The sequence below is a fragment of the Paenibacillus sp. JT22N7 genome (assembly GCF_059383875.1).
The window spans coordinates 490224-509283 of record NZ_JBXENY010000005.1 but is presented as its reverse complement, the minus strand read 5'-3'; the positions used below and the strand labels follow the sequence as shown (position 1 = coordinate 509283).

The following is a 19060-nucleotide window of genomic DNA, read 5'->3' as shown; positions in this document are numbered from 1 at the left end:
GGCGCCTGTTGCATTAACAGTTGCCCGAACGATAAGTGGAATGTTGATTCACCTCCATTTCGGAAAGACAACTCCATAAAAGTTTCTATCAACTCATGAGTATGAGCCTAAACTCTTGAATTTGTCTGTCCACATTCGGGCAAGGCAAATAAATTATCGATAATAACGGGATCGTTTCCTGGGATTGCCTGAAAATCGCGGCGCTTTTTTGTGGAGGTGTCTCCGAGCCAAAGAACGCTTGGGGGGGATTGGCGGAACGGCATCGGTTTCTTCTGGAAAGCGAGGCTCGGCTTTTTCTATCGGATCCGCAGGAGGCTCAAGTTTGCGCAATGCGTTTACGCAGAAGGGCTCCATTTGGGATTGCCGTGACAATTGATCAAGCTCGGATGCCGAGATGTGCTCTTTGACGACGACGAAATGATACATGATTTCATCCACGACATTGGCCTGAAGCCGTTGAAGTTCTTCCAGTTCTTCCGATTCATACATAGGGGAGCGAAAGATTTCGTTGTAGAAGTATTCCATGCGAAGCAAGCGGAAATCAAATCGAATTTCCTCCAAGTCATTATAAAACTTGATTTCTGGAGATTCTGGTCCGTGTGGCGGCTGATAAAAATGCTTCGTTAAATAACGAGGGGTATGCTCGTCAAAGCGATGCCGGAGCAGAGGATTTGTTGCGTTTCTGAAGCTGTGGGCATAAGGGGCCAGTATGCATACGACGGATTTATGAATAGAAATACGATAGATTTCCTTCAATACGGCATGTAAATCTTGGACATAAGGTAGACTGCGGGATGCCAACACCCATTCTATCGAATTATCAGGCAGAGGAATGCCGTTGTTCACATCCCATACCAAATCCACGCCATCCAGAGGACGGCAGTCAATTCCGTAAAAGTCAGGGTGCTTGCTAGCGCCGCAGCCCAAATCCAGTTTCATCATCGATCCCTCCTGGGTATGTGTAAATTCAACGGCTCCCACTCTATAAAGTATCCTAGGGAAGGTCAAGATGTGACTGGAAGGATAGCACGGACAAAGCAGGAACAGCTTTGGACTAAGGCAAGGTACATATCTATGGTCTCCATATTCCGCTCTGCAAAAAAACGCCGAAAAATACTCCTGCTTGGCAGGGAATTGTTCGGCGGTAGTTATTCCTACTTTTGTAGATGAGAGCTTGGAACGTTATCGTTAGGCTATTCGTGCAGATCCGCAGTATCGTTCCAAGATTGGTATATGCGCCGCACCTCGCGGAACGCTTGTTTAGGCTTGCGGTATTCGTTCAGCAGGCCTTTATTGTTGAAGCTGCGCGCACGGTCGCGAAAATGCTGACCGTCGCTCTTCAGATCGCCCCGGATATCGGCGAATTGCCAAATATAGGTGCCGCCGATTTTAGCATCGTTGCGGAAGATGTCCAGCGCCTCCGTTACGATTTGCGCCTGGTAGTCCTCGCTGAACAATCGTGGCTCCCAGCCGACGTCTCCAAAGATGCCCGCTCCCCCGAACTCGGTCATGAGCACCGGACGATCGCCCGCCCCTAGCATTTCCGCCCGCTCGTGGAACTGCTGGAGCATTTGCCGAAAGCCGCTTATATCGCCTTCGTACCAGCCATAATATTTGTTGATGCCAATGACATCAAAAAGCGGAAGCAGAACATCCTCCAGCGGGTGCATCGTGGCGTAAGTAACAAGTCTGGACGTATCCATTTGCTTGACTAAGGAAACGAGCCGCTTCGTCATCTCATAGGCATCCTGCGTACGGGAGTCGATCTCATTATGAACCGACCAGAACACGACCGATGGATGATGGAAGTGCAGGCTAACCATCTCTGAAATCATAGTGAGCGCACGATCCTGGAACAAAGGCTCGCAGACCGTTTCGTTTGGCAGAAAGGCTCCCCACATCGGGATTTCACTCCAGAAAAGGATGCCATGCTCATCCAGCAGGTCAAGCCAATAAGGGCTTTGGGGATAATGGGAACCCCGCACGGTGTTGCAGCCAAGCTCCCGGATGATATCGAGGTCCTTCTGCATCAGCTTTGGCGGAAAAGCAAAGCCCCACTCCGGGTGCTCCTCATGGCGGTTCACACCCTTCAAATAAATTGCAGAGCCATTAATGAGAATCCGGTGGTCCTTTGTTTCTATTCGGCGGAAGCCGATTCGATCGATTTTGTCGTCAAAATCGGTACGAGCCTCTATTTTATACAATTCCGGCTTACCGACATTCCACAACCGAACGTCGCTCCAATGCAGCTTCACTCTGCAATCTACAGACTGGCCTGCCTCTAGCTTAACTTTCTCGGAGTGAAAAACATGTCCGCCTTCGGAAAGCTTCAATGTCGTGGTGATAGCTTGCTGCGAGAGGGAGTTAAGCCTTACTTGAATGGAGAGGTCTGCCTCTGCTCCTTCCAACAAGTAGTCGATTTTGAGCTGCTCAATATACAGATCCGGCAAAAGCTGCAGTTCAACGGAACGGATAATGCCGCCGTAGTGGAACCAATCGACGTGCTCCGTTGGAATTGTAAGGCGATCCAATGTGCTGTCTGTCCGCACGATAAGCTCATGCTCTCCCGCACTTAACGAAGGAACGACAAAGTTAAATGGGGTGTAGCCGCCATAGTGATAACCGAGATGACGTCCGTTCAAATAAACATCGCAATGGCCTAGCACGGCATGGAAAATCAGTCTGACATGCTGCGCATCTGCAAGCCGAATCTTTTTTCTATACCAGGCAACGCCCTCGTAATGGAACAGAGACAGCTCGTTATTCCAGCAGGATGGAATGTATAAAGCTTTTGAATCATGTGGAAATCGATCGAACCATTTTTCATGGAGTCCTTCATTGCCTGAATCTGTTACAAAGTCCCATGGCCCGTCCAATAATGCTGTCTTGCGAATATGATGCTCGCGAAAAGTCCTTAACAACAGTATTCCTCCTTCTTCGCTAGGAAGCATTAGTCAGCTTGGCTATCGTTTGATAATATGGATAATAGCATGCGGCGTTTTGAGGCGGAATGGAATAAACCTGCAATCGCATGTAAAAATCGATCCTCTATTGAAGCGGGATCGAAGAGGGGGTATAGAGATGGAGCTAATGCCCTATCACACGAATAACCTAGTGCTGCACATTCATTTCGTCCTCGATAAAATAACGTATCCGGGCTGGGAGGATGTTCGCAATCTTGTGAATGTGCACAGCTTGTACTGGATTCATGGGGGAGAGGGGACCTTTCTGACGAACACGGAGCATAAGGTGCAGGCGGGCATGCTCGCTTATTTAAAGCCCGGTCTTGAGATGTCCATGCGCTCAGAGCCGCATGCTCCGCTCCGCATGACGATGGTTCTCTTCGATTGCGCGGAGCTTATCTATGATGTGATGTGGGGGGAGGTTAAACCAATAAACAAGCTTACGCTCCCTTTTTTAAGTCAATATCAGCCAAAGCAAGCGGAAGAGCTAGGGGAGTTGTTTCGTGAAGCACATGAGGATTGGTTCGCAGGAATTGCGGCTGGCGCTAGCGTTGCCCAATCCAAACTGCAAATATTGCTGCATAGACTCCACCAGATTGAACAGCCGGACTGGAACTTGGCTGAATCGGGAGCCATCGCCGCCTTTGAACAAATAAAAAAGCATTTGGAGGGCAGCTATAGGGAAAACTTGCGAATTGAGCAGCTGGCTAAGGAATACAGCATTTCCGCTTCCTATCTGCGAAAGCTTTTTCTCAAATATACAGGCATGGGACCGAAAGAATATTTGAACCATCTGCGCAACCAGCAGGCTTGCGGCTATTTGCAATTTACAGATTATCCGGTTAAAGAGGTTGGCAGGCTATGCGGCTATTTCGAGGAGTTTCACTTCAGCAAAATGTTTAAGCTGCTAAACGGCGTCTCTCCCAGCGCCTATCGAGCGATGCAGAGAAGGGGAGAACAGCATCCCGAAAAGAAAGATTAAAAAAAGCGTTTTCAATCATATTGCCCTAACGAATATAACATGTTAATATGTTAACGATAACACATGGGAATCTGGAGACTAAAAATGAATATTAAGATGTCGGATGTGGCTAAGGCAGCTGGTGTTTCGCTTGCGACCGTCGGCAGAGTTTTGCATAACAACGGTTATGTATCTGAGGATAAGCGCCGGGAAATCGAGCGCATCATCAAAGAATTGGGATATATTCCAAACCGAATTGCACAGGGGCTGAAAAGCAGCCGCAGCAACATTATTGGACATTTGACGCTATTCAACACCAATATGCAGTTCAAGGAGATCAGCTCCGCGATTAATACGGCAGCGGCAAGCAGCGGTTACCATGTGCTGACGCTGACGAGCCATATGGGCCTCGGCGAGGAAGAGCAGCAAATTAACGACTTGATCGGCCACCGGGTGGATGGAGTCATTCTGACTTCCTATCATTCCATTTCCAAAGACTTAATTGGGCGTTTAATTGAAAATCATATTCCTGTTGTGATGATCGAACGAACCTATGATATGCCGATGGTAGACCGCATTGTCGTTAATGATCGTGCGAGTTCATTAGGTGCCGTCCGGCATATGCTGCAAAAGGGCCATCGGCGAATTGCCTTTATCGGCTCCAAGCTGGGGCATCAGGTGGAAGAGGATCGTTATGCCGGTTATTTGGATGCGCTGAACGAGGCGGGAATTGCCCCTCATGAAGAGTGGGTGCAGGTGATGCCCGAATATTCGATCGATGCAGGCCGAATGGCAATCGACCAGCTGTTAAGGGCTGGACAGCCGCCTACGGCGATTTTTATGACCTCTGATATTTACGCCTGCGGAGTATTACAGATATTGTATGAACGCGGTCTTCGCGTACCTGATGATCTATCGCTGATCGGATATGACAACACGCTGTCCGCTTTGCTGTCACCGCCGATTACTTCCGTCGGCTTGCCATTTAAGGAAATTGGCGATCATGCTGTGCAGCTGCTTTTGCAGCGAATGAATGATCAGGAAGCCACATCTTGCACAATCGGGATAGACCCTTTTCTGATGGATCGCCATACGGTGCGAGAATGGAAGGGCGACTAAAGCCATATGGTCTGAAAAGGTAGACGGCGGCCTTCCCTTCGGCCCGGCGGGTTTTCCCATCGGGCTCCCTGCTCCTTGCTTTTTAGCGTCCGCACCGCGGTATCTGGAAGATTTTTCGAGTGAGCACGGTTAAGCATTGCCTAGTTATATAGCCAATGTGTTAACGTTAACACATTGATTGTGATTGATATGTTAACGTTAACATATTGTATAAACACCAGCTAGCTTCATGTTTTTGCATCGTTATTCATCTGCATGGCTTTTAAACGAATCGAAGGAGTGGAAAAAAATGATGACTCAATCGCCACCTGTAATGACCCAGATCTGCCTTGTCGTTCATGATGCGAAGCAGGCCAGCGCCAATTGGTCCAAGGTGCTCGGCGTCCAGCAGGCGCCTGTAGAAATATTCCCAACGGAAGGCTTGCTTCACTATACGCATGAGAAGGCCGCTGAATATAGCGGCTGCAAGGTCGCCAAATATGAGCTGGGGAATTTCATACTAGAGCTTATGCAGCCAGCGGAAACGCCGAGTCCATGGAGAACCTTCTTGGACAATAACGGACAAGGCGTATTCCATTTCTGCCTGTTTGTAGATGACCGGAAGGCAATGTATGACACGCTGGAGGGCATCGGAGCAGAACAGCCATATCATGTCGGCTATTTCGGCAAAGGCTCGTACAGCTATGTAGACACGAAAGCGCAGCTTGGGTTAGAGCTCAGCATTAACAACTTGGCTGACACTAGCCAATTAATGGAGCTCCTGGTCAAAGGGCTGGCCAAGCCTTTAGACGAAGTGAAATAAGCGGATTAATCGCATCAGACATGAAATCACAAGCTATTTTAAATATCAGAGGGGGATTGAAAAGTGGACATTCATGCGCTCAGAGCTTTGATGAAGCAGCGGGATAGCTACAGCCTATTGGAAACGCTCGATATCGTTACGGGGGAACGGACGGTTTTACGAGAATTCGACTACGTCATTGAAGCTCCGAATTGGACGCAGGACGGCCGATTTCTAGTTTATAACGGCAATGGCCGCATGTACGCCTATGAATTGGACAGCCAAACGGTTAAGCAGATTGAAACCGGATTTGCGATCGATTGCAACAACGATCATGTGCTTTCTCCCGACGGCACGAGGCTTGCGGTCAGCCATTTTACGGAAGAGGATGCAAGCTCCCGAATTTACGTGCTGCCACTCGAGGGAGGAACGCCGGAACTTGTAACGCCGAATGCTCCTAGCTATTTGCATGGATGGTCTCCTGACGGCTCGACGCTTGCTTATTGTGCGGAAAGAAAGGGTCAATACGATATTTATACGATTGCTGTGAGCGGCGGCGACGAAACACAGCTGACCGATGTTCCAGGAAGCTTGGATGATGGACCTGAATATTCCCCATGCGGCCGTTGGATCTGGTTCAATTCGACGCGAAGCGGCCTCATGCAAATTTGGCGGATGGACGCTGACGGGGAAAATCAGGAGCAAATGACTTTTGACGATGCGAACAGCTGGTTCCCGCATGTGTCTCCCGATGGCAAATGGGTATGTTATGTGGCCTACCGCACCGAAGATGTTGCCCCCGGCGAGCACCCGCCGAACAAACAAGTGGAGCTTCGCTTAATGCCTGCCGAAGGCGGAGCGTCCCGCACGATTGCCAAGCTGTTCGGCGGTCAAGGCACGATTAACGTCAATTCATGGGCGCCGGACAGCCGCAGGCTTGCCTTTGTTTCGTACCGCTTGAAGGCTTAACGTTCTAATCCCGGATGAACAAAGGACGATTCTCTTTTTCTGGGCGTGAGCTATTTTTTATAATATAGAAGGGGTTGACTAGGATGACAGCTTTGAAACCTGTAAAAGTAGCTACTATTGGATGCGGAGCGATTAGCGACGCCTATTTAAGCACGATGATTAACCAGTTTCGTATATTAGAGGTCGTCGGCTGCTATGATCGTAATTTGGACAAGACCGAGCGCACTGCCGAAAAATACAACATTAAAGCGCTCACCATGCAACAAATTTTGGAAGATGACTCTATTGAGCTCGTTGTTAATTTGACTGCTTCGACCGCCCATTACAGTGTCGTCAAGCAGCTGCTGGAAGCTGGCAAGCATGTTTATACCGAGAAGGTGCTGGCGCTGGAGCTGGAGGAAGCGGCCGAGCTCGTGAGAATTGCGGATGAAAAAAACCTATACCTTGGCGTCGCCCCGGATACGTTCCTTGGAGCTAGCATTCAGACCGCCAGATATGTAGTCGAAAGCGGGATGATCGGAACGATTACATCCGCTCACTGCGCCTTAAGCAGGGATGTATCCCTCTTCGCGGAGCTGTCTCCGAATGCGATTAAGCCCGGCGCGGGTATTGGTTTTGACGTGGGCATTTATTATATTACCGCTTTGCTGAGCCTTTTGGGACCTGTGGCGGAGGTTTCCGGAATTGCGAAGACGCTGAACAAGGAACGGCAGCATTATTATATGGAGAAGCTCGATGAGTCCTACGAAATCCAGTGTGAAAATCTAATGGCCGGCACGCTGCAATTTGCGAGCGGGGCGGTCGGCAGCATGCTGTTTGACTCCAATTCCATACTGATTGTCCCAGAGAAGCCTACGCTGGTGCTGTACGGCACGGATGGCGTGATGTATATGTCAGATCCTAACCTTTTTGGAGGGGAAGTCAACGTTATATTGAAGGGGAACACGGAGCCGATGGTGATGCAGCAATCCCATAGCTTCACGCAGGAGAGCAGAGGACTTGGCGTTGCAGAAATGGCATGGTCCATGCGCAAGGGCAGAGCGAACCGGGCCAGCAAGGAGATGGGCTATCATGCGCTGGAAATTTTACACAGCATCGTAAAAAGCGGCGAGACGAAGCGGCACATCGCTCTGCAATCGACCTTTACGAACATGCCGGCTTTGCCGAGAGGCTATGTGACTAATTCTTATTTTAAATTTCAGGAAGAGTCTGGACTTGCTTATTAAAGCAGCTGGGAGAATACAGGGGAAGAACGAAAGGCACCGCCGGGTCCGATTCCAGCGGTGCCTTTCGCCATTGGGATTGTTCTATAGGGTTAGGTTCCGTTATCCTTAGCCACGCAGATGCTGCTGAACGCCTACATTTCTTGCTCGAAACTCTGTGGGTGTTGTCCCCATAATTTTTTTGAACATCCGATAGAAATAAGAAGTGTCATAATAACCCAAGTATTGGGAAATGTCTGAAAGCCCCATGTCCGTATGCAGCAGGAGCCGCCGTGCTTCCGCAATCCGTAATTGATGCATGAACTGAATGGGAGATTGCCCCGTCACGTTCTTGAATATGGAAGAGGTATAATTGTGCGAGCGGCTGATTAAATCAGCCAGATCGTCAATTTCCACCGGTTGACGAAAGTTGGCGACTAGGTAGTTTTCTATTTTTTTGGCTAGTGTTAGCTTGATTGGCGATATATTAACAAGCTCTGCTTCCCGGCTAACCAGCAGCAGGATTTCCTGTAGACCATTCAGTGTGATGAGCCGGTCAATGGAATCGGCACCTTTTTGCTCACGGTAAAGCTGTTCGAAGCGGGTAGTTAGATAATCAAAATGCCGAATTCGCATTTGATAAACGGTATTGCGGTCCAATACCGGAATATATTGCTGGTTGTTCTGCTCATAGTCAAACAAGACGGTAAATTTCTGATGCGGCCCGCTTTCATCATTTTCAGCCCCACGCAGCGTTCCTTTGGGAATGATTAGCATCTCCCCCTTACCCGCCACATACTGCTGCTCGTTCAAATGGTAAATGACTTTCCCTTGCGTCACAAGCACGAGCACATACATAGGAAGTATGGCTTCGCGGCTCCTCCAGGTTTGAATAAAATCATCAAAAAATACACCCATCACACGTAGCATTACATTATCCTCCAGTTGTTTTCTTATCCGGCTAATCCGTATTTTGTTGTTTGTTTTTACAAACGTTTTGTCCTTTCAATCGTAGAAATGTACATTGCTTAAAATGATCCTGTCTTTTATTATACAACTAAGCCTAGTTAAATAGTAGGTTTTAATGAAAAAGGGGAGAAGCAATGATGCAAAATATGAAAAGTACGCTGCGTTTGTTGTCTGTCGGTTTATTTGCCTTGGCGGTAAGCGCATGCTCAGCTCAGCAGTCGGCAGTAAACGGTCAGGAGGGCGTCAATGCGGTTAGCGATGCGGATACACAAGGTGGCGGCTCTGAACAGGTTGTGCTGCAGGTGATGGATTGGAGCGATAGCTCCAAAGCTATAAGAGAACAGTTTAATAAACAATTTGAGGAGAAATATCCAAATATTAAAGTTCAATATACGCAGCTAACGATTGACCAGTTCAACAATACGGTGTTGACGGCCATTCAAGCGGGAGAAGCGCCGGATTTGTTTCCCGTTCCCTCAACGATGAAGCTGTCCACGGCCGTTGCGCAGGGGTGGTTCCAGCCTCTGGATGATTACATTGACGAGGAATTTAAAAGTGCGTTTGTCGACGGGACCTTTACGGAAGGAACAACGGTGAAGGATGGCAAAATTTATTCCATACCGGAGGGGCAATCTCTGCCTACAACACTTGTCTTTTACAATAAAAAGCTGTTTAAGGAAGCTGGTCTTGATCCTGAAAATCCTCCGAAAACGTATACGGAGTTTCGCGAAGCGGCAAAGCGGATTACCGAAGCTGGAAAAGGCAGCTATTACGGCATAGTTGAGGGCGGCAAGCAGGCAGGACGATGGACGTCCGCTATTCAGGACTGGTCCTCGCTGGCAGGCAGCGGTTTGACGGCAAGCTCCCCGGTCAGCCTTGTTACGAATGAGACGAGCTATGACAGCAAGCCGGTTACGGAATTATTCGGTTTGTTCCAAGGCATCGCGGAGGACGGTAGCTATCATCCGCAAACGGCTGCGATTACGGCTCCCGAAGCGCGGGCGTTATTCGCTCAAGGCCAAGCTGGCCTTATCGTACAAGGCGCATGGAATGTGGGCGTATGGAACAGCAATGCATCCGATCTGGATTACGGCGTTATGGCACCTCCGCTGCCGGATTCCGGGAGAGTGGGCTCGCTGCCGCTTTATGGATCGCAGCCATGGATCGGCCTCTCGGCCAAGTCCAAGCATCCTGCTGAAGCTGCACTTTATCTCAAGGATCTGTACACAGGAGGGTATTATCAGGAGCAGTTCGTGGAGAAAGGAATCGGATTTTCGGTTGTTAAAGGCGTTAATGAAAACCATATGAAAATGCCGCAATTGGAGAAATACTATGAAATTGCCAAGGAATACGGACGGATCGTTCCAAATCCGATTGTTCGCAATGCGCAGACAGCAGAAGTATTTGCGGCTTTTAAGGATGTACATCCCAATGCGGGGGAGCTGCTGGCTGCCGTAGTTTCCGGCGCATTGAAGGATCCCGAGGCTTCGCTGTCCAAGCTGTCTGGGCAATTGGGCGAGGCATGGGCAGCCGCTATTGAAACGGCAAAAGCCAAAGGCACAAATGTATCAGCGGAAGACTTTATTTTCTCTAACTGGAAGTTGCTTGAGGATTACACAGCCGAGGATTATCAATCACTGCCATGAAAAAGCAATCTGCTAAAATCATGACGTGGTGTTGGATATTCCTTGCCCCCAATCTGATCTTTTACGCTTTATTTCAAGGCTGGCCGCTCCTTTTGAGCTTCTATTACGCCATGCTGGACTGGTCGGGGATAGGAAATGACAAAACCTTTGTTGGTCTGCAAAATTTCGCGGAGCTGATACGCGATGAGTATTTCTGGAATGCCTACCGGAACAGCTTTGTGTTTGCGGCGGGCTCGGTTCCCGTGATTGTGGTCGTTTCGCTATTGTTTGCCTTGCTTCTCAATCAGCCCATTAAGGGGGTAGCGGCCTACCGAACGGCTATCTTTCTGCCTGTTGTTACAATGGCATCGACGGTGGGCATTTTGATGGTGTTTCTGCTGGGAGCAGATGGCCCGCTAAACAGTGTGCTTATGAAGCTGAGTCTGCTGAAAAAGCCGATTAATTGGCTGTCTGATGCAGACTGGGCATTGGTTACGACGATTCTGGTTTATTCCTGGAAGCATATGGGGATGAGCATGATTTATTGGCTGACGGCGCTTCAACTGGTGCCGAAGGATGTGCTGGAGGCCGCCCGCGTGGATGGGGCGGGCCGCTGGCAGAGCTTTATCCATATTACACTTCCGTATATTTTGCCGATTGGAGCCATTATCGCGCTGCTGGACATTGCATCGGCTCTGCGCGCATTTGATCTAATTATGACGATGACGGGAGGCGGTCCGTTTTTCAAAACGGATGTGGTGTCGACCTACATTTACCGTTACGCATTTTCCAGCGAAATGGGGTTGCCGCGTCTTGGCTACTCTTCAGCTGCGGGCATCTTTTTCGGAATAACCATCATAGCGGTAGCGTTAGTGCAGCATGTCGCGACGCGCAAGCTTAAGCGCGCATAAGGGGGGATTACCATGAAGTGGCTTCGTATTTTTCCACATTTGGTGCTGGCTGCTGCAGCAATTTTGTGGCTATACCCCATCTTGTGGATGTTGTCTGTTTCGGTGCAGCCCGAGGAGGCTTTTTTCGGTGGACAGTTGTGGCCTTCCAGCCTGGATTTGTCCAGCTATGAGCGGGCATGGAACGCAGGACGCTTTGACCGTTATTTTATGAATTCCATCATAGTTACCTCATCCGTCATTCTGATTACTTTGTTTATAACAGCCATAAGCGGTTATGCCATAGGGCGGTATTCTTTTAAGGGAAAAGGGATCGTGGTGGCGATTCTGACGGCAAGCGTCTTTATACCTGCCGAATCGTCGATTATTCCAATTTTTCAACTAATCAAGGAGCTTGGACTGCTTAACTCGCTGGCGGGAGTTATTTTGGCGGAAGTCGGGGGCGGCAATATTTTGTTCGTGCTGTTGTTTGCGGGCTATTTTCGCCAAATGCCGAAGGAGCTTCAGGAAGCGGCTACGATGGATGGCTGCGGCTATATCCGGACATTCGGAAGCGTAATGCTGCCTCTGGCTAAACCCGTCATCGTAACGGTCATCGTTATGCAGTTCATATGGAGCTGGAATTCATTTCTGATGCCGCTGGTGCTGACGCTAGGCAAGCCGGAGCTGCGGACGGTCGCAGTAGGGCTATATGCGCTAAAAGGTGAAAATATTGTGGACTGGACTGGTATTGCGGCAGGTGCTGCGATTTCGCTAGTGCCTGTCATTGTCATATTTTTGTTCCTGCAGCGTTATTTTGTAAGCGGCCTGGCGGGAGCCGTCAAGGGCTAAAATCTAATTATTGCTTAGGGAGGACTGTTTTGTGAAAGTATTATTTTTAGATTTGGATTCCACGAACCCACAGCATTTGGGCTGTTACGGCTATCATCGCGAGACATCACCGAATATAGACAAAATCGCAGCAGAGGGCGTTCGCTTCACCAATTATTATACCTCGGACGCACCTTGCGCCCCTTCGCGGACGGCGCTGATGAGCGGCCGTTTCGGTATTAGCAACGGGCTTGTGGGTCATGGAGGCACGGCCGGAGACATGAAGCTCGAAGGCGTTAATCGGGAATTAATGGGAAGGCTGTCCAGGGGAGGCTCGCTGCCTTCGTTTCTTCAATTAACGGGCGGGCTGAAGACGGTATTAATCAGTCCGTTTGCGTACCGTCATTCCACCTTTGCCTTTTATGCGGGTTTTAATGAAATTCATGACACGGGCGGCTTTGGCATGGAATCCGCGCATCAGGTCACGCCCGTGGCGCTGGATTGGATTAAGCGCAGTGCTGCCTCCGAACAAGACTGGTTCCTGTATATCAATTTCTGGGACCCGCATACGCCATACCGCGCTCCAGAAGAATACGGCAATCCCTTTGCCGTGCAGCAGCTGCCTGAATGGCTGACCGCTGAGGTTCTGGAAGGGCATCGCCAGAAGGTCGGACCGCATAGCGCGCAGGAGCTCAATATTGATTTTGTCGAAAAAACCTACAACAACAAAACGTCTCCACTATATCCGCGCCACCCTGGAGAAATTCGCGACATGGACGAGCTTCGCAGAGTGATTGACGGCTACGATACGGGCATTCGCTATATGGACGATCATATCGGGCAGCTGTTTGACAGTCTGGAGCGGGAAGGTGTGATGGAAGAACTCATCATTATTATCTCGGCTGATCATGGCGAAAATATGGGGCATCTCGGCATCTACGGCGAGCACTCCACAGCCAATCAGGGAACGTGCCGCTTGCCGATGATTATTCGCGGACCGGGCATCGCGCAAGGAAGGGTAGATGATGGCTTGCATTACCATCTGGATCTGGCTCCGACCTTTGCGGAGCTGCTGGGCGAACGTCCCTCACCGTTATGGGACGGACTTAGCTATGCCCGAACGCTGACCCAAAGCGAGAATTGTGGACGGGAATACGTTGTGGTTTCCCAATGCGCGCATGTCGCCCAGCGCAGCGTCCGCTTCGGTGACTGGATCTATATTCGGACCTACCACGACGGCTTTCATCTGTTCGACAAGGAGATGCTGTTTAATCTACGAGAGGACCCCTATGAGCAGGTCAATGTTGCCGGTCAGCATAAGGCCATCTGTAGGGAGGCCGTTTATTACCTCCAGGAGTGGCATGACGAGATGATGGCCAGAAGTGGAGATGATACCGATCCGCTGTGGACGGTAATCAAGGAGGGCGGGCCTGCCCATGCCAAAGGGTATTTGAAAAATTATATACAGCGGTTGCAGGAAACCGGTCGCGGTCATCATATTGAAGAGCTGAAGCGCAGGCATCCCGGTGAGTTTAAGGAGGAGGTCGCGGCTACAAAGCAAGCATTCCAGCAAACGCTTAGGCAGAAGACATTTCTGTCAAGCAAATGAGCTGGTGTTCAGCGTCTTCATATAAGTAAGAGGAGGGAATCGCATGCAGGAGTCAACACCCCGCAACTGCTGCGCAGTTCGCCGGGTGCCTTCGCCAGCGGAAGGCACTCGGCGGGCTGCCGAAAATCGAACCGATTTGTGGCAAGAGAGCAACGTTCAGCGTCACGTTCTGGCTCCAGACCTATCGCAGAGCGTACGTTTGGGCGGTACTGCTTTTCTGATGGGAACAAATGGAGCGGAGGGTTTTCCAGCGGATGGTGAAGGACCGGCGCGTGAAGTCTACGTGGCTCCATTTTATATGGATAAATATACGGTGACGAATGAGCAATTTCGCCGGTTTGTAGCAGAAACGAGTTATGTAACAGAAGCGGAGCGATTCGGATGGTCTTTCGTTTTCCACCTGTTTGTTTCTGAGGAAATAAAGGCTCTTCACCCCCAATATGTCCTCCACACGCCATGGTGGCTCGCCGTCAATGGCGCGTGCTGGAGTGCGCCGGAAGGGCCGGGAACAACGGTGGACGACAAGCTGAATCATCCCGTTATTCATGTGTCATGGAATGATGCCGAAGCTTATAGTCGATGGGCGGGCAAACGCTTGCCCACGGAAGCGGAGTGGGAGTACGCGGCACGCGGTGGCTTGCATGGACAAGTTTTCCCTTGGGGGAACGTGCTTCAGCCAAAGGGAGAAAATCTGAGCAATATTTGGCACGGCAAGTTTCCAGACGAAAACACGGCGCCGGACGGATACTTCGGTACATGCCCGGTGGATGCCTACCCGCCTAACGGTTACGGTTTATACAATGTGACCGGCAACGTATGGGAATGGTGCGATGACTGGTTTAGTCCCAGCTACCATAGTGCCAATGGTTCACGTAATTCTGCTCGTGGCTCCTCCAAAACAATGAAAGGCGGCTCCTATCTGTGCCATGACTCCTATTGCAACCGGTATCGCGTTGCGGCACGCACCAGCAACACGCCTGATAGCTCAACTGGCAACATTGGATTTAGGTGCGCTGCTGATTCTTTTCTTGAGTGAGTGCGGTGACAGCTGTCGTTCATCAGCGTTTCAATAATGGACTCTCCAACCTGTTCCTTGAACAGATGGGAGAGTCTTTCTGTTGAATTTGGCTGGCGACCTCTGATGGTTTTGGAGACGATAGCGCACTAAACAAATTTAAAGGCGGACTCGTCCCTGTACGGTATTGGACTGAGGCTGTTCAATTAATCAAAAAGGATTGCAGCCGGTGAATGATTACGTTACAATTATAGGATAATTATTACAAATAAGGATGTAAGGAGGGGTGTTTTGCTGCGGTTTGATCTACATACTGTGTCATCTTCATCTAGAGTTTCTCAAAAAATAATTGTGACAAGCCCTCAATTATAATGAGAAAGGAAGGATCGTTTGACAAAAAAGATGCTGCCTGTAACGATACCAATAGTTGTGGGGTACAAAAGATATTCCCATTTTTTAGCAGTAATGAGTAATGATGAAAAGTCTCAAGCCTGGATATTGAATCATTTTATACAGCTGTATACAGATAAGCCCTTCGATAAAGACATTCATTGGCTGAGCTTTTATTTAGGGGAGCCCCTCATTTGGAGGCACAACAATAACCCGTGGATTTATACGCAAGAAATAGAATTGAGTCTAATTAACCAATTGACTCCATTAGATGAGTTCATTATTAGCTGCATTGACAACAATCAATATGTTTATATAAATTGCGATTATTTTTATGTGCCTTATTCGAATTTTTATGGGAAGGCCAATAGAAGAAGCCAATTGCTTATTACGGGCTATGATTTGGAGAAAAATGAATTTACGCTGATGGATTATTTCAACGCCCAGTACATGGCTGTCACCATCTCCATTCCGGCGCTTGTTCATGCTGCGAAACAGGGGATTTATGGACAAGTGTTAAATCGCTCCAAAATCGTGGTCATTGAATTAAATCAAGTCGAGCATTATGAATTTAATTTTTCGTTAGCGAGCAAGCTGCTGAAGGATTATTTGTACGCTAGAAATTCATACGAACGAATGCCTTTATTCACGAAGCCGAGGGAGCAGGCCTCATACGGCATCGATGTTTATACGGATTTACAGCATTTTCTTGATCGGATTGAACAACAGAGCACCGCGCATTCAAGCTTGCCTTTTCATATTTTGTATGAGCATAAAAAATGCATGCGCTTACTTTTTGACTATTTAAGCAAGACAGGAAGGATTAAGCCGTCAGCTGCGTTAGCTGATGAATTTGCACTTTTAGTCGACAAAACGCTTGTGCTGCGCAATCTCTATCTGAAACTCGAAATTAGTGAGGACCTGCTCCTCATTGGCAAAATGAAGCAATGTGTGGAAACGATTAAAGCTTTGGAAATTTCAGCGCTTGAGAAGCTGATTGGGTTCATTGATGACGCGGGCAGCATTAATTTGAAGCAGGAGACGCTGGATGAAGCGTCCTCCGTGCATAGCTGAGGCTTTGGTTTGAAAAATGCAAGGCTGACGATGGGCATTAATCCATCGTCAGCCTTTTGCAATTCATAAAGATTGAGAGGCTGCTCTGCTGCTGCAGAGTGCCCGCTTATTACGCCCCATTTTTAACCTTGTTCATATATAAGGGTTCGCCCATCCTCGGAAATGCGCGGTTCCGCCTTGGCGGCCGAATCCTTGACCGGTGCTGCTGGCGCTGCATCAGCGGGCTTTTTCACTTTATGAATGACATCATAGCTGTAGTAGCTAATATCCGTTTCTTCTATGTCATAATTCGTAGTGTTTTTTAGTGCATAGGTATAGGCTTTGATGAGAGCGACGTTAGAATCAAGCCACCGAACGACTTCTATCGCTGAATGATCGCCTGCCGCGGCTTTCAACGAAGCAATAGGCAGTCCATCATGGTCATAAAAATGAATTTGCTGAGGAGCCAGCTTTAAGTAATCAATATCGATGCCTGTAATGCGATGCCGCTGCTCTGGAGCCGTATCCATCCAGGCCACGGTGCCTGCCGGATTCCATTTCATCAATTCGGAGGCGACATAGCGTTTTTCCGGAAGTTTAACACTTTTAAGCGGTTGTCCGTCAGCCGTGTAAAAAGTAACCTCCCCGCTTTCATCGTTGTGGACGAAACGTTCAAAGTCAGGTGAAACGAACAAGGAAGGGGCTCCGGTCGTCGAATGAGGGATGACGCGGAGCAACTTTTCCGGCACCCGATCCTGGTTGTCCTCGCCTTGCAGGTCGAAAAACCACACTTTCCCCAAATAGCTCTGCATAAACAGCTGCTGCTTCTCTTCGTTCCATTGATATTGATAAATGTAATCGTAGTCGTCAGCCAGCGGCCAAAAATCCTCTCTAATCCGTGCCATTTCACCTGATTTTGCATTTAAAGTGGACAGGTGGTAGCGACCACTGTCGCCAATGATTTCCGGTTCAAGAAACACGAGCCGTTCCTCGTCCAGTTTGAGAAGCTGCCGCTCCTTCCCGGGATGAAAAGAATTGTACCAGCGATTGTTGGAATCGGTAATCGTCTCGCTCCATTCGACCTTTACCTCGTCCTGTCCGGGGCGGTGGGAAAGAAGCGCATTTGTAACGTTATCGTCGCCGCGGTACAGATTGACCATGTGATAGATGCTTCCTTGAAGCTCGACAGGAGGGCTGCTGCTCATTGAATAATGGCCGAAAGAAGCGGGTAAAGCTGCACTTAGGCTGCCATCGGCGTTGCGGCTCGTTGTAAAGCTCAGGCTGCTCAGCTCAGCAGCCGAATTCGTAACGGCAGCCGCAGGCTGAGCCGTTGAAATGGGCTTCTCGGTTGCTGTGGGTGTCCCTATTTGGCTATCATTCGAACAACCACTTATTAAGAGGCTGAATAAAATACAGCCTTGAACGGTTATATGTTTTGCTTTCATGTTTGCACTTCCCTTAGTGAAATAAACGATTAATTATTTTCCTGCATTTTCATTTCAGACGAATATACGCACAATTTGTTGCATGCTGGGTCACAATTAGCACAGAGTTGTCTCCTTCAAAAAAAGATTGCGATCAGGCCCTTCAAATTATATGATGAGGTAAGGTTAATTTATATGCTCTTTAATTAATGATTTCATTAATTCATTTGTGAATACGATTAAAATAGCGCAAAGGGGCGTTTCATTTGAGCAAAAAACAGCTGGGAGATATTCATTTTCGCGATCCATATATACTAGTCGACCAAACACGCCAAAAATATTATTTGTACGGCTCCACCGGGCAAAATGTATGGAGCGGCAAAGCGCTAGGCTTTGACGTTTATGAGAGCGACGATCTCGCTGAGTGGGAGGGGCCCATTGCGTGCTTCCGGCCTGAGCCGGACTTCTGGTCGGACCATCACTATTGGGCACCGGAGGTGTACGAGTGGGAAGGCCGCTATTATATGTTCGCCAGCTTCAAAGCGGACGGCATTCCGCGGGTAACGGGCGTTCTGGCGGCAGACCAGCCGCAAGGGCCGTTCGAGCCATGGAGCCGGGCGCTGACCCCGCCGGATTGGGAATGCCTGGATGGCACGCTGTTCATCGACAATGATGGCGATCCGTGGATGGTGTTCTGCAAGGAGTGGGTGCAGGTACAGGACGGCGAAATGTATGCGGTGCGGATTACTCGTGATTTCAAGCAAGCTATTGGCGAGCCGGTCTTATTGTTCAAAGCTTCGGATGCTGTGTGGTCGGTCGGCGGTGGCGACAATCAGCAAAACTACGTCACGGACGGCCCTTTCCTATATCGCATGGCAAATGGCGAGCTGGTCATGATGTGGTCGACGTCTGGTCAGGAAGGCTATACGATGGGTATTGCCCGCTCGGCTTCCGGGCAAATTACAGGGCCATGGATTCAGGACGCCGAGCCATTGTTTGCGAAGGACGGGGGCCATGGCATGCTGTTTAGAACGTTTGAAGGCCAGCTATGCCTGACCATTCATGCGCCTAACAAGCACCCGCAGGAGCGTCCCGTCATTTTCCGCTTGGAAGAAGCGGATGGCCAATTTATTTTGCTTGATCAAATGGAATAAACGGCATGTCGGCAAAAAAGATTTGCAATTTCTAAACATCTGGCTATAATAGGGCTAAGCGCTTATTTACCAAACAGCTCGAGACTAAACAATCAAGCTTCACAACCA

16 protein-coding genes are annotated in these 19060 nt (G+C 49.1%); 12 read left to right on the top strand and 4 right to left on the bottom strand.

All coding sequences use genetic code 11. The features are described from left to right. Positions 1-153: 153 nt before the first annotated feature. Positions 154-942 carry a class I SAM-dependent methyltransferase gene (locus AC50Y5_RS16675; protein WP_494862198.1) on the bottom strand — a complete coding sequence of 263 codons (789 nt, stop codon included), beginning with the start codon at positions 940-942 and terminating at the stop codon, positions 154-156. A gap of 251 nt (positions 943-1193) precedes the next feature. Beyond that, a complete protein-coding gene (locus AC50Y5_RS16670; RefSeq protein ID WP_494862196.1) occupies positions 1194-2921 on the bottom strand; it encodes a glycoside hydrolase family 2 protein in 1728 nt (575 codons plus the stop codon). Between the two features lie 160 nt (positions 2922-3081). On the opposite strand from AC50Y5_RS16670, the gene AC50Y5_RS16665 reads away from it, so the two are divergent. The 5 genes from AC50Y5_RS16665 (at position 3082) to AC50Y5_RS16645 (ending at position 8019) form a co-directional block, all read left to right on the top strand. Next, the gene (locus tag AC50Y5_RS16665) at positions 3082-3945 is read left to right on the top strand and encodes a helix-turn-helix transcriptional regulator (protein WP_494862193.1); all 864 of its coding nucleotides are present in this window, start codon (positions 3082-3084) and stop codon (positions 3943-3945) included. An 84-nt stretch (positions 3946-4029) separates the two neighbouring features. Further along, positions 4030-5043 (top strand): LacI family DNA-binding transcriptional regulator, encoded by a 1014-nt coding sequence (locus AC50Y5_RS16660; RefSeq protein WP_494862189.1) that lies wholly within the window; start codon positions 4030-4032, stop codon positions 5041-5043. Positions 5044-5332: 289 nt separating this feature from the next. Then, a complete protein-coding gene (locus tag AC50Y5_RS16655; protein ID WP_494862186.1) occupies positions 5333-5845 on the top strand; it encodes a VOC family protein in 513 nt (170 codons plus the stop codon). Between the two features lie 63 nt (positions 5846-5908). Continuing rightward, positions 5909-6793, top strand: a complete 885-nt coding sequence (locus tag AC50Y5_RS16650; protein ID WP_235533154.1) for a TolB family protein — start codon at positions 5909-5911, stop codon at positions 6791-6793. A gap of 83 nt (positions 6794-6876) precedes the next feature. Further along, positions 6877-8019: a Gfo/Idh/MocA family protein gene (locus tag AC50Y5_RS16645; RefSeq protein WP_494862179.1), complete on the top strand. Its 1143-nt coding sequence runs from the start codon at positions 6877-6879 to the stop codon at positions 8017-8019. A gap of 105 nt (positions 8020-8124) precedes the next feature. Here AC50Y5_RS16645 and AC50Y5_RS16640 read toward each other — a convergent pair whose 3' ends face one another. Further along, positions 8125-8925: a helix-turn-helix domain-containing protein gene (locus AC50Y5_RS16640; protein ID WP_494862177.1), complete on the bottom strand. Its 801-nt coding sequence runs from the start codon at positions 8923-8925 to the stop codon at positions 8125-8127. Positions 8926-9098: 173 nt separating this feature from the next. Between AC50Y5_RS16640 and AC50Y5_RS16635 the strand changes: the two genes are divergently transcribed. From AC50Y5_RS16635 to AC50Y5_RS16610, 6 genes are all read left to right on the top strand, one after another. Further along, positions 9099-10610, top strand: coding sequence for an ABC transporter substrate-binding protein (locus tag AC50Y5_RS16635; RefSeq protein ID WP_494862176.1), 1512 nt, complete (start codon positions 9099-9101; stop codon positions 10608-10610). Then, complete coding sequence (locus tag AC50Y5_RS16630) at positions 10607-11500, top strand: carbohydrate ABC transporter permease (protein WP_494862174.1); 894 nt, start codon at positions 10607-10609, stop codon at positions 11498-11500. The genes AC50Y5_RS16635 and AC50Y5_RS16630 overlap by 4 nt, the downstream gene beginning before the upstream one ends. A gap of 12 nt (positions 11501-11512) precedes the next feature. Beyond that, positions 11513-12328, top strand: coding sequence for a carbohydrate ABC transporter permease (locus AC50Y5_RS16625; protein WP_494862172.1), 816 nt, complete (start codon positions 11513-11515; stop codon positions 12326-12328). Between the two features lie 31 nt (positions 12329-12359). Then, positions 12360-13916: a sulfatase family protein gene (locus AC50Y5_RS16620; RefSeq protein WP_494862170.1), complete on the top strand. Its 1557-nt coding sequence runs from the start codon at positions 12360-12362 to the stop codon at positions 13914-13916. Positions 13917-13959: 43 nt separating this feature from the next. Next, positions 13960-14952, top strand: a complete 993-nt coding sequence (locus tag AC50Y5_RS16615) for a formylglycine-generating enzyme family protein (protein ID WP_494862168.1) — start codon at positions 13960-13962, stop codon at positions 14950-14952. 369 nt (positions 14953-15321) lie between these two features. Continuing rightward, on the top strand, positions 15322-16395 hold the full coding sequence (locus AC50Y5_RS16610) for a hypothetical protein (protein ID WP_056035312.1): 1074 nt from the start codon (positions 15322-15324) through the stop codon (positions 16393-16395). A gap of 122 nt (positions 16396-16517) precedes the next feature. Here the strand turns inward: AC50Y5_RS16610 and AC50Y5_RS16605 are convergent, their stop codons facing one another. After that, entirely contained in the window at positions 16518-17819 is a 1302-nt protein-coding gene (locus tag AC50Y5_RS16605; protein WP_494862165.1) for a hypothetical protein, read from the bottom strand. A 245-nt stretch (positions 17820-18064) separates the two neighbouring features. Here AC50Y5_RS16605 and AC50Y5_RS16600 point away from each other — a divergent pair, with 245 nt between their 5' ends. Next, positions 18065-18952, top strand: a complete 888-nt coding sequence (locus AC50Y5_RS16600; RefSeq protein WP_056035308.1) for a glycoside hydrolase family 43 protein — start codon at positions 18065-18067, stop codon at positions 18950-18952. Positions 18953-19060 lie beyond the last annotated feature (108 nt).

Excerpts from the sequence above, each read along its gene's own strand:
- AC50Y5_RS16665 (WP_494862193.1), top strand. The coding sequence starts at position 3,082 with ATGGAGCTAATGCCCTATCACACGAATAACCTAGTGCTGCACATTCAT.
- AC50Y5_RS16605 (WP_494862165.1), bottom strand. The coding sequence starts at position 17,819 with ATGAAAGCAAAACATATAACCGTTCAAGGCTGTATTTTATTCAGCCTC.
- AC50Y5_RS16625 (WP_494862172.1), top strand. The coding sequence starts at position 11,513 with ATGAAGTGGCTTCGTATTTTTCCACATTTGGTGCTGGCTGCTGCAGCA.
- AC50Y5_RS16640 (WP_494862177.1), bottom strand. The coding sequence starts at position 8,925 with ATGCTACGTGTGATGGGTGTATTTTTTGATGATTTTATTCAAACCTGG.
- AC50Y5_RS16660 (WP_494862189.1), top strand. The coding sequence starts at position 4,030 with ATGAATATTAAGATGTCGGATGTGGCTAAGGCAGCTGGTGTTTCGCTT.
- AC50Y5_RS16615 (WP_494862168.1), top strand. The coding sequence starts at position 13,960 with ATGCAGGAGTCAACACCCCGCAACTGCTGCGCAGTTCGCCGGGTGCCT.
- AC50Y5_RS16645 (WP_494862179.1), top strand. The coding sequence starts at position 6,877 with ATGACAGCTTTGAAACCTGTAAAAGTAGCTACTATTGGATGCGGAGCG.
- AC50Y5_RS16675 (WP_494862198.1), bottom strand. The coding sequence starts at position 942 with ATGATGAAACTGGATTTGGGCTGCGGCGCTAGCAAGCACCCTGACTTT.
- AC50Y5_RS16655 (WP_494862186.1), top strand. The coding sequence starts at position 5,333 with ATGATGACTCAATCGCCACCTGTAATGACCCAGATCTGCCTTGTCGTT.
- AC50Y5_RS16635 (WP_494862176.1), top strand. The coding sequence starts at position 9,099 with ATGATGCAAAATATGAAAAGTACGCTGCGTTTGTTGTCTGTCGGTTTA.
- AC50Y5_RS16630 (WP_494862174.1), top strand. The coding sequence starts at position 10,607 with ATGAAAAAGCAATCTGCTAAAATCATGACGTGGTGTTGGATATTCCTT.